Genomic DNA, 12101 nt, shown 5'->3' with positions numbered 1-12101 from the left:
ATTTATAATCAAGAAATATTATTATGTAAAAATCATAATAAATAACGATAAAATAACAAAATTCGTTTAAAACCTCTTGTTTATATATAAATATAAAATAAATATATAATATAAAATGTAAATGTATAGATTTTTTTAATGTTATAAATTAAAATGTTATAGAGAATATTAAATGATATAATAAGATTTTATAGAAGTAAATTTTAAACAACACAAATTAGTTTTTACTAATATTTTAAGTCTATTCTTAAAATATTTTTCAAATATATAGTAATTTAAGAATAAGAAAGTATTTAAATCCCATTTTAGATGAAAGATACAAATTTATTAAATAAAGGAGGTTTTTTTATGATAAAATCAGTAATGGGGAAAACTCCAATAGTACATGAAAGTTGCTTTATTGCGGAGAATTCTGTGATAGTAGGAGACGTAGAGATAAATGAGGACGCAAATATATGGTATGGTGCTGCTTTAAGAAGTGATATGAGTTATTTAAAAGTTGGCAAGAATACTAATATACAAGAAAATTCAACAGTTCATAATGATTTTGGATTTCCTACAATAATAGGAGAGAATGTTACAATTGGACATAATGCAATAATACATGGTTGTAAAATTTCAAATAATGTCCTAATTGGAATGGGTTCAATAATACTTAATGATGCAGAAATAGGTGAAAATACTATAATAGGTGCAGGCAGTTTAGTTACACAAGGAAAAAAGATTCCTTCAGGTGTTTTGTGTATGGGATCACCAGCCAAAGTTATAAGAGAACTTACTAAGGAAGAAATAGAAAGTATTGATAAATCAGCAAAAGAATATGTAAAACTTTCTAAAAAACATAAAATGGGAAATTTATAGGAATACAAGTTGAAACTTAAAATTATTTTTATTTCAGTTGAGAAAGAGCAATTTGAAATTTTGTACAAAAATTAACGATGAACAATTAACAATGAAGGATAAAACTGAAGTATCAGTTTTTTAAATCAATTTTTATAATGAGTTGCAAAGCAAATGATTTAAACATCATATAAAAACATAGTTTTTAAGTATTTTTATTTTTAGATATTAGGAACAAAGAGAGTAATATCAACCATCACTTTTCACTCTTACTTCTTACTTAGTTCCAAATATAAAAATAGGAATAACTTATAACTCTAGAATTATTATTTGATAAAGATATTATTTTAAATTTGAGCTTAGAAAACTATAATAAGTGTGTATAAACTAAAAACTTATAGTTGGAACGTATATGATGATTGGGGATGGAAATATGTTTAAGCTTAGCAATATAGAAAAGATGACTAGGGAAGAAAGATATAAATTAATGATAAATTTTGTTACATCTCAAATGAGTAGTGAAAATGATATATTAGCAAATTTAAGCAATATCAGTGCTATAATATATGTTATGGTTGATGATATAAATTGGAGTGGATTTTACCTAAAAAGAGGTGATGAATTAGTTTTAGGGCCATTTCAAGGTAAACCGGCATGTAACAGAATAAAAATAGGACATGGAGTTTGTGGAACAGCAGCTAAACTAAGAAAGATACAAAGAGTAGAGAATGTAGAAGAATTTCCGGGGCATATAGCTTGTGACTGTGAATCAAAGTCTGAAATAGTAATACCAATTATTAAAAATGATGAATTGTATGGTGTTTTAGATATTGATAGTCCATTCTTAAAAAGATTTTCAGATTTAGAAGAAAAGTATCTAGTTAAGTTAGTAGATAAATTAGTAGAGTATATGAAATAGGAAAAATATAAAAATTAGGAGAATTTAAATGATAAAAATTGGAGAAATAAATAAATTAAAAGTAATAAGAAAAGCGGAGTTTGGATATTATTTAAATGCAGAGACAGGAAACACATCTGATGATGTGTTATTACCTAACAAGAGTGCATTAGGACAAAAAATAGAAATTGATGATGAAATTGAAGTATTTATATATAGAGATTCAGAAGATAGAATAATTGCAACTATGAATATGCCATTGGTAACAGTAGGAAATATAGCATATTTAGAGGTTGTTGATAAAGCTAAAATTGGTTCATTTGTAAATATAGGATTAGAAAGAGATGTGTTAGTTCCATTTAAAGAAGTTACTAATAAATTAGAAGTTGGTGAAAAATATTTATTTGCCTTATATTTAGATAAAACAAATAGGCTAGCAGCAACCATGAAGATTGACAAATATTTACATGATACAAACTCATATGATATAGGACAAGAATTAGAAGGAACAGTATATGGATTTCAAACAAATGGCTCAGCAGAAGTTGCTTTAGAAAATACTTATAGGGGTGTAATACTAAAAAATGAGTATTATGGAAGATTAAAAGTTGGAGAAGAAGTTAAAGTAAGAGTTAAGAAATATTATGAAGATGGAAAAGTTGGAGTTTCATTAAGAAAAGTTAGATTAGAAGAGAAAAAAGATTTAGAAACTCAGATATATGAATATCTTAAATCTAACAATGGATTTATGACTTTAAATGATAAGTCAGCACCACAAGATATTGAAAAGATATTTAAAACAAGTAAAAATGCATTTAAAAGAGCTTTAGGTGGGCTTATGAAAAGAAAACTTATAGTTCAAGATTCAAATGGAACAAAGCTTTTGTAATTAGGTTATTGTAAATAAGAAAACACTCATTTATGAGTGTTTTCTTATTTTAGATCTTTTAAATATTTTAATAAGCTCATTTGAAATTATTGGAATTAGGCTTATAATTATAACAAAAATCCAATCATTAATAGTAAGTCTATAGACACCAAATAAAGAAGCTATAGGTGGAATAGTTATTACAAGTAATTGAAGTAAAAATCCTAATAAAATAGCACCTATTAAGTATTTGTTAGAAAAGACACCAATTGAAAATATTGATTTACTTTCATTTCTCATATTTAAAGAATGAGCTAGTTGAGTTCCACTTAAAACGGTGAAAGCTAGAGTTTGAGCATGAATTAATACCTTGGCACTTACATTAGATAAAGTCATAGTACTACCGCCATAAACCCTAACACCATATATAAATGCAACCAATGTTAATATACCAATTAAAAATCCATTGAAAATAAGTGATAATATAGAGTTTTTAAACAGACTATCTTTAGGATTACGAGGTTTTTTATTCATTACTTCTTTATCACCAGGGTCAATACCTAAAGCAAGAGCTGGAAAAGTATCTGTAATTAAATTTACCCATAATATATGAGTAGCACTTAGTGGTGATGCCCACCCAAGTAATATTGCTAAAAATAGTGCGACAATCTCCCCAGCATTGCATGAAATTAAGAAAATTACTGATTTTTTTATGTTATTAAAAATATTTCTTCCTTCTTCAATAGCTGAAACTATAGTAGAAAAATTATCATCAGTTAAAATCATATCAGAAGCACCTTTAGCTACATCTGTACCTGTTATACCCATAGAAACACCAATGTCAGCAGCTTTTAAAGAAGGGGCATCATTTACACCATCACCAGTCATAGAAACAATATTTCCCTTTGATTTAAAAGCTTTTACAATTTTAACTTTATGCTCAGGTGAAACTCTAGCAAATACTCTTAAGCTATCAATTTTATTTGTCAATTCGTCATCAGATAAATTATTCAATTCTGATCCAGAAATTACTTCATCAATATTTTCAGCTATGTTTAATTCTTTAGCTATAGCGAAAGCTGTATTTTTATGATCACCAGTTATCATTATAGTTTTTATACCAGAATTTTTACAAAGTGCAATAGAATCTTTAACCTCAAGTCTTGGTGGGTCTATCATTCCAACTAAACCTATAAAAATTAAATCTTTTTCTATGTCTGAATCAGTCAATGTATTAAAATCAGAAATTTCTTTAAAGGCTGCACCTAATACTCTTAATGCATCATCTGACATTTTATAAGATGCATTTAAAATTTCTTCTTTAAGAGATTCAGTAAAATCTAAAATATCATTATTAATATAAATTTTATTACACAAATTTAAAAGGTTATCTGTAGCACCTTTTGTAAAAATATAGTAAGCGGAATCATACTTATTTATAGTGCTCATAAGCTTTCTATCAGAATCAAAAGGTAATTCTCTAACACGAGGATGTAGATTATTAAGTTCAGATTTTTCTATATTGTAATTATTACCCACATCAATTAGAGCGACTTCAGTTGGATCACCAGTTTGATTGCCATTATTAGATGTTGCATCATTACATAAAACTAAGTTTTCAATTAATAATCTTTCTATAGAATTATTAAGATTAAGACTGTTAATATCTTTTAATAAATTGTTAGCATAAAATTTTTGTACAGTCATTTTATTTTGTGTTAATGTTCCTGTTTTATCAGAACAAATTATATTTACTGATCCTAGAGTTTCAACAGCAGGAAGCTTTCTAATAATTGCATTTTGTTTAATCATTTTTTGGACACCAATTGCAAGTACTATAGTAACTATAGCAGGAAGACCCTCTGGGATTGCAGCTACAGCTAAACTTATAGAAGTTATAAACATATCTAACATGTTTCTTCCTTGAATCATTCCAACAATGAACATTAAAACACTTATGCCAACAGCTAAGAAACCAAGGTATTTCCCTAGTTGCTCTAATTTTATTTGAAGTGGTGTTTGTTCATTTTCACTTTCATCTAACATTTTAGCAATTTTGCCAATTTCAGTATTCATGCCAGTAGAAACTGCGATACCGATTCCTCTGCCATATGTAGCAAGAGTTGACATGAAAGCCATATTTTTTTGGTCGCCTAAAGGAACATCATCACTACTCAATGTTATATTTGCGTCTTTATTTGTAGGAACAGATTCTCCAGTTAGAGCAGATTCTTCTATTTGTAAATTTGCACTTTCTATAAGACGCAAATCACAAGGAATATATCTGCCAGCATCTATTATAACTATATCACCCGGAACAACTTCTTCAGATGGTATTTCATATATAGAATTGTCTCTTTTTACTAGAGCCTTAGGTGTAGATAATTCTTTTAAAGCTTCCAATGCTTTTTCAGCTTTAGATTCTTGAATCATACCAACTATGGCATTAATAAGAATTACTATAGCTATAATTATAGTATCACTGACCTCGCCAACTAAAAAAGATAATATAGCTGCTATTATAAGTATATAAATCATTATGTCATTTAGTTGAGCAAAAAACATTTGAAGTTTTGTTTTAGATTTTTTGGTAGAAAATTTGTTTAAACCATATTTAGTTCTTTGTTCTGCAACTTGGCTAGATGTAAGTCCCATATCTAAATTTGAATTTAAATCTTTAACTACATCTCCAATACTTTTTTTAAACCACATTAAATAATCACCTCTATTAATGGTATTTATTATATCTTATGATTGAAATAATATTATTAGCATAATATTTAGTATCAACTAAAAAAAGAAAAATATTTATAGATTAAATTATATGTTGTATTAAATTTTGTATTAATTTTTAATTCATAAATTCAATACAATATATAAAATATTGATTAGTGATGGGTGAAAAACAAATAAATATTAATAAAATATTAACGGACTTAAAAAGAAGATTAAGTTTAATTTAATATTTAAAAGAAAATATTATTTTAAAAAATTAAAAATAATAAAAAAATATAACACAAAAAACCCTAAGAATATAGAAAAATATACTAAAATAGCCAAAAAAATAATAAAATAAGACATAAAAAGTCAAAAATACAGAAAATTATTAATAGTATTAATTTTTTTTAATGTGTTGCTTTTATAAAAAGTATGTATTATATTATTAATTGTGAGATTGATATATTAACAAAATGTTAATAAGAAAAATAAAATTAATAATTTTCTTTTGGCCAAAAAATAAAAATATTAATTACATAAAATAAAGCAAAATAAAATCAATTACATAATAACATTTTGAATAATCTCAATATTTATAAAAGAAATTATAGTTTTAATTCGAACAATAGGAGGAATATTTAATGAACGAAGATTTACAAAAACGTTATAAACATAACAGTAATATGTTTTTAATTAGTTACATATTCATGGGAATAATGAGTGGTATGGCTTTTGACGTACTAGTTACATTCTTAAACCAAGTAGCTCCAACAGTTGCAAAAAGTTATTCAGTTTGGATGGGTGCTGCAACATTATTAACAGCTTTAATGGTTGCATTAGCTCCAAAAATTGGTTATAAAAAAATAATAATATCAGGACCAATTATATCAATAGCGGCACTTGTATTAGTTAAATTTTCAGATAATACATTTTCATCAATAGCAATAACATTAGGATTATTAATAGGTGTTGTATTATTTGATGCTATATTACCACCATTTTTAACACAATATACAACGGTAGAAAATAGAGATAAAGTTTTCTCAAGAGTTATGTATACTAACGTTATGGGTATGGCACTAGCTAGTTTTACAGGCGGTATGTTAGTTGTTTATAGATTTGCAACAAGATTAGGTATATCATACTCAGAAGCAAAAGCATTATCAGGAAAAATTGCAGAATTTACAAAAGAGCAAAACTTAGGATATACACTTGCACATAAAGATGCATTATTAATGTTTATAATAGTATCAATTGCAGCATTAATACCACTATTCTTATTAAAAGAAGTAAAAGAAGATTATGCAGCTAAAGAAGAATCTGGTAAAAAGAAATTTGATTTAAAAGTACTTGCAAACAAATATGCATTATTATACTTAGTTTATAACTTCTTAATAAGATTTGGTGCAGGACTTATTACTCCATATTTCGCAATATTCTTAGGTAGTTTAGGAATAGATAGAGCTACAGTTTCAATGCTTGTTACATTACAAACATTAGCAATGTGCATATTCATGATGTTCTCACCATGGCTTGTTAAAAAGTTTGGTAGAGTTGTATCAATTGGAGGACTTGCATCAATATCAATACCATTCATGTTAATCATAGGAAACGGAGATAAATTTGGTAGCATGATGGTACTTGCAGTAGGAGCAGGATTATTCTTTAGATCAGGATTCATGAACGCAGCAAATCCAATAGTACAATCATTACCAATGGAATTCGTTACAAAAGAGTTAAGACCGGCATATAGTTCAATAATATTCGTATCACAATCAGTTGCAACTACACTTGCAGGTTTCTTTACAGCAGGTTTCTTATTTAATGATAAGTTCTTTGGAAACTCAGGATATAGAATAGCATACTATGTAACAGCTGTAATGTATACTATAGCTATAGTAATTATGCTAACTCAATTTACTAAGAAGTTTAATAGACCACAAACAGACGATAAAAAAGAAGAAAAGGCAGCATAATAATATATATTATTATGAAGCAATAAAAATTTGATATAGTTCACAACGTTTACATTGTTTTAAAAAATACCAATCATTTTGATTGGTATTTTTATTTTATGGAAGTTTAAACTTTTACTAATAAATCAAAATGTAATTAAGCATTGAAATTAATATATCTAAAATTAGATTATAAATGTATAAAATGAAAATTTAGAATAGAATTTTATAATGCTTTAATATAAGATAGCTGCAATAAAAAACAGAAAATTAATAAAAAAAAATAAATTTATAATATAATTAAAATTTTTAATATAGGTAAAATATATTTAAGTTCAATTACATCATATTATTGTAATAAAACTAAATAATTGGTAGTGATTACAGTGATTTATATGAAATATAATAATTTTAATAAAATTAAGTGTAAGGATAAAAAAAGAATATAAAAGTTTAATTTATAAAAACACAAAGAATAAAATTGAAAATTAAGAATATTTTTAATTTTAAATAATGTCTTGATTTTAGCATTTGTGTATATTATATTACTAATTGAGCGAAATTATTAATAAATTATGAATTATTTAATAATATGTATACAATTCTGGCCGGAATTTTATAAAAATTTAATAAAGGTTAATTTAAAAATAAAAATTAATTAATAGTAAGCTTAAAATTAGAAATTATTAATATCTCATAAAGCAGGGGGAGAATTTAATGAACGAAGAGTTATTAAAGCGTTATAAACATAATAGTAGAATGTTCTTTTTAAGTTATTTATTCATGGGTATATTAAGTGGTATTGTTAATGATACATTAATAACATTCCTAAAACAAGCTCAACCAGGAATAGCAAACAGTTACACAATATATTCAGGAATAGCAACTTTATTAGCAGCAGCATTAGTTGCAGCAATAAGTAAAGTTGGATATAAGAAAATATTAGTTTTTGGTGGAGCAGTTTCAATAGCTGGATTAGTACTAGTAAGTTTTACTAGAAGCTGGATAGCTGTAAGCTGTATAACACTTGCATTATTATTAGGACTATTATTATTTGACTGTGTATTGCCACCGTTCTTAACACAATACACAACAGAAGAAGAAAGAGATAAAATGTTCTCAAGAACTATGTACTCAAACGTTGCAGGTATGGCAGTAGCTAGTTATACTGGCGGTATGCTAATCGTTTGGAGATTTGCAGCAAGAATGGGAATAGGATATGCAGAAGCAGAAGCTTTATCAAGTAAAGCAGCAGAATTTACATCAGCACAAAATACAGCATACATATCAGCACATACAGATATACTATTAATATTTGTAGTAATGGCTATTTTAGGAACAATTCCACTATTACTACTAAAAGAAGTAAAATCAGACTATAGAGCTGAAGGCAAAAATGGTGAAAAAGTTAAAACTGATTGGAAAGTTTTATGCAATAAATATGCATTATTATACTTAATATACAATAGTTTAATAAGATTTGGTGCATCTCTTATAGTTCCATACTTTACTATATTCTTAGGAACTCTAGGAATTGGTAGAGCGGTAGTTTCTAAACTTGTTGCAGTACAAACACTAGCAATGGTTATATTTATGGTATTCTCACCATGGTTCTCTAAGAAGTTTGGTAGAGTTACATCAATATCAGTATTATCACTACTTTCAATACCATTCATGTTAATCATAGGAAATGGTGATAAGTTTGGTAGTATGATGGTACTTGCTGTAGGAGCAGGATTATTCTTTAGATCAGGTCTTATGAATGCAGCTAACCCAATAGTACAATCATTACCAATGGAATTCGTTACTAAAGAATTAAGACCAGCATATAGTTCAGTTATATTCGTTTCTCAATCAGTAGTAACTATACTTGCAGGTTTATTCACAGCAGGATTCTTATTTAATGATAAGTTCTTAGGAGCTTCAGGATATAGAATAGCTTACTATGTTACAGCAGTTCTTTACCTTATAGCAATAGGAGTTCTAGCAACTCAATTCACTAAGAAATTTAATAGACCACAAAGTGAAAATAAAGAAGACGTAGCATAATAAAAAATGAAAGCAATATCAAAAAGAAAGTAAAATCTTTTTGATATTGCTTTTTTAATAAAATATTATTCCTAAGATAGCAGAAAATACAATTATTAATATAGGATGTATCTTGGTCTTGAATAATAGAATAGCAATTATTCCACCAATAATTAAACTTTTAAAATCTATATATGAGGTTTTACTAAGAGAAATAAAAACTCCAATTATTAAACCTATTAAAGCAGGTTTCATTCCAGAAAGTGCAGAAGTTAATAATTTAGATTCTTTAAATTTCTCAAAAAAGATATATGCAAGTGTTACTAGTATGAAAGAGGTTGTTACAACACCTAAAGTAGCAACTATACTTCCGAGTACACCATATACTCTATATCCAGCAAAAGTAGCACAATTTATAGCAACAGGTCCAGGCGTCATTTGAGAAATACCTATTATATCAACAAACTCACTAGAACTAAGCCAATGATTGTTTGTAACTACTTCTTTTTCTATAAGTGATAATATTGCATATCCACCACCAAATCCAAAAGTTCCAACTTTTAAGAAAGCTAAATAAAGTTTTAAAAGAATAGGCATTTAAGACACCTTCTTTCTATTATAAATTATGCCATATATAGCAGATAATATAATAATTATTACAGGGTTAATATCAAATAAAACTACTAAAATTACAGTAAATATAATTATAAGTATATTATTGATGTTTTTCTTTATAGATTTACTAAGACTGACAACTGCAACTAACACTAATAATGGAACAGCAGCATTTATACCTTTAAACATTCTTTCAACAATATGTAAACTTCTAAATTTTTCAAAAAACATTGCTATAAGGACTATTATAAAAAAAGATGGTAATGAGACCCCTAATAATCCTAGTATGGCTCCTGGAAGTTTGCCTATCTTATAGCCTATAAAAGTACAAGTATTAATAGCAAGAGCACCTGGGAAGCTCTGAGCTATAACTAGTATATCTAGAAATTCTTCCTTGGTAAGCCAGTTATGATTTTCTACAACTTCTTTTTCAATTAAAGGAATCATTGCATAACCACCACCAAATGTAAAACTTCCTATTTTGAAGAAAGTCCAAAACATTTGAAATAAATTTTTCATAAAATAATTCACCGCCTTTTATAATATTATTTACTAATGGTAATAAAAAAATGAACATAAAATAATAAACATTATATACCATTTTGAAAAAAATTACCAACAACATATTTTTTTATTAGCTTTCAATTAATAAAAGTTTTGTATATAAATTAAAATACCTATATAATATATGTAAGAATACAATCTAAAATTTTATTTATACATATAAGTGGAGGAGTTAAATGGAAATATCTAAAGTAAGGAATACACCGCAGTTGCAACAAGAAAAAAGTAGAGTTAGTAGGCAAATGGATTTTTCACAGAATTTTAACTTTGCACAACAAAAAAAATCAGAAGAAGAATTAAAAAAAATGCTTAAGGGCATAAAAAACAAAGGATTAAAGTTGGTGGCAAGTAAAAGTTATGCTGATGTTAAAGCATATAAAAGAGAAATAAAAGCATACTTAGAATCTGTTTTGGCATTTATGTATTCAGTTAAAAGAGATACAAGCTTTTGGCAAACTCAATATTTTTTAACTGTTGAAACTATAGATAAAAAATTAGAAGAATTAACTATAGCTTTAATAAATGAAGAAAAAGAAAATTTAGATGTGGCAAGCACTGTAGATGATATAACAGGATTGATAGTAGATGTATATAAATAAAATCAATGACATACTCAAATGAAGTATGTCATTGATTTTATTTATGCTTAGAAGTTTTATTTTTATGTTTTTCTGAGTTTTTGCGTTTAGCTGTTTTCTTTTTCATAACAGAATATCCAAAAGAACCTAAAGAATTAGGTTTTATTTCAAAGTATTCTCCATGAGCATATGTAATTAAATTTGCCTTTTCAAAGTGAATTTTCCCTTTTTCATCTATTAATGTATCATCAACATAAGATGACAGTATTTCAGCTAAAAATAAATCATGTGTACCTAGTTCTGTAATGGATTTTACTTTACATTCAAGTGTAATAGGACAAGATTCAATCATATCAACACTGATATTATCACAAGGAATCATATTAAAGTTACACGCTTTTATTTTGTCTATAGATCTTCCAGAGCGAACTCCACAAAAGTCTACTTCTTTAACTAAGTGCTTTGAAGGGATATTAACAACAAATTCCATTGTGTCCTTTATATATTCATAAGAGAGACGTTCTTTTCTAATTGCAACAGTAATCATAGGTGGCTTAGTACATGCAGTTCCAATCCAACCAACAGTAAAAACGTTTTGAAGGCCAGCTTTATTTTTACAACTAATAAGAACTACTGGCACAGGATTAAGCATAGCACTTCCTTTAAATTTTGTTTTGTTCAAGTTTTTCACATCGCTTTCCATTTGAAAATTACAAATTAGATTATAACATACAATTAATCGGAATACTTATTTTCAAAGAAAAGAATATTTGATATATTTGAATTCAATGGTGTAATATAATTATACTATTGAATTTAAAGAAGCTAACATATATAGGAAAGCAAGATCAAATGAAATTACTTTTATTTCAGTTAAGAAAGAGAGCGTTAAAGTATTGCACAAAAATTAACAATGAAGGATAAAATTAAAGTATCAGTTTTTAAAAATTAATTTTTATAATGATTTGTAAAACAAATTATTTAACGAGTATATAGAAACTTAGTTTTTACAAAATATCCAAAGTAATATTTATATT

The 12101-nt window shown here is 26.5% G+C and carries 10 protein-coding genes; 6 read left to right on the top strand and 4 right to left on the bottom strand.

Going from position 1 to position 12101, the window contains the following annotated elements; all coding sequences use genetic code 11:
- Window positions 1-348: 348 nt before the first annotated feature.
- The 3 genes from AC07E4_RS18965 to AC07E4_RS18955 all read left to right on the top strand — a co-directional run bounded on the left by AC07E4_RS18965 (window position 349) and on the right by AC07E4_RS18955 (window position 2627).
- Window positions 349-861 carry a gamma carbonic anhydrase family protein gene (locus AC07E4_RS18965; protein ID WP_040330129.1) on the top strand — a complete coding sequence of 171 codons (513 nt, stop codon included), beginning with the start codon at window positions 349-351 and terminating at the stop codon, window positions 859-861.
- A 412-nt stretch (window positions 862-1273) separates the two neighbouring features.
- Window positions 1274-1759: a GAF domain-containing protein gene (locus AC07E4_RS18960; protein ID WP_478217188.1), complete on the top strand. Its 486-nt coding sequence runs from the start codon at window positions 1274-1276 to the stop codon at window positions 1757-1759.
- 28 nt (window positions 1760-1787) lie between these two features.
- Window positions 1788-2627 carry a CvfB family protein gene (locus AC07E4_RS18955; RefSeq protein WP_040330131.1) on the top strand — a complete coding sequence of 280 codons (840 nt, stop codon included), beginning with the start codon at window positions 1788-1790 and terminating at the stop codon, window positions 2625-2627.
- 30 nt (window positions 2628-2657) lie between these two features.
- On the opposite strand, the gene AC07E4_RS18950 is transcribed toward AC07E4_RS18955, so the two are convergent.
- Window positions 2658-5318 (bottom strand): cation-translocating P-type ATPase, encoded by a 2661-nt coding sequence (locus tag AC07E4_RS18950; RefSeq protein ID WP_478217187.1) that lies wholly within the window; start codon window positions 5316-5318, stop codon window positions 2658-2660.
- 647 nt (window positions 5319-5965) lie between these two features.
- Between AC07E4_RS18950 and AC07E4_RS18945 the strand changes: the two genes are divergently transcribed.
- Both AC07E4_RS18945 and AC07E4_RS18940 read left to right on the top strand, forming a co-directional pair.
- Window positions 5966-7300 (top strand): MFS transporter, encoded by a 1335-nt coding sequence (locus AC07E4_RS18945; RefSeq protein WP_040330133.1) that lies wholly within the window; start codon window positions 5966-5968, stop codon window positions 7298-7300.
- A 696-nt stretch (window positions 7301-7996) separates the two neighbouring features.
- Window positions 7997-9328, top strand: coding sequence for an MFS transporter (locus tag AC07E4_RS18940; protein WP_040330134.1), 1332 nt, complete (start codon window positions 7997-7999; stop codon window positions 9326-9328).
- Between the two features lie 54 nt (window positions 9329-9382).
- Here AC07E4_RS18940 and AC07E4_RS18935 read toward each other — a convergent pair whose 3' ends face one another.
- Both AC07E4_RS18935 and AC07E4_RS18930 read right to left on the bottom strand, forming a co-directional pair.
- Window positions 9383-9904 carry a chromate transporter gene (locus AC07E4_RS18935; protein WP_040330135.1) on the bottom strand — a complete coding sequence of 174 codons (522 nt, stop codon included), beginning with the start codon at window positions 9902-9904 and terminating at the stop codon, window positions 9383-9385.
- Window positions 9905-10441: a chromate transporter gene (locus tag AC07E4_RS18930; protein WP_040330136.1), complete on the bottom strand. Its 537-nt coding sequence runs from the start codon at window positions 10439-10441 to the stop codon at window positions 9905-9907.
- Window positions 10442-10662: 221 nt separating this feature from the next.
- Between AC07E4_RS18930 and AC07E4_RS18925 the strand changes: the two genes are divergently transcribed.
- Window positions 10663-11085: a YaaR family protein gene (locus AC07E4_RS18925; RefSeq protein WP_040330138.1), complete on the top strand. Its 423-nt coding sequence runs from the start codon at window positions 10663-10665 to the stop codon at window positions 11083-11085.
- Window positions 11086-11122: 37 nt separating this feature from the next.
- Here the strand turns inward: AC07E4_RS18925 and AC07E4_RS18920 are convergent, their stop codons facing one another.
- Complete coding sequence (locus tag AC07E4_RS18920) at window positions 11123-11746, bottom strand: flavin reductase family protein (protein WP_478217186.1); 624 nt, start codon at window positions 11744-11746, stop codon at window positions 11123-11125.
- Between the last annotated feature and the right edge of the window lie 355 nt (window positions 11747-12101).

The organism is Clostridium amazonense (assembly GCF_056431285.1).
The sequence above is the reverse complement of the archived record's forward strand: the minus strand, read 5'-3'. Positions and strand labels throughout refer to the sequence as shown.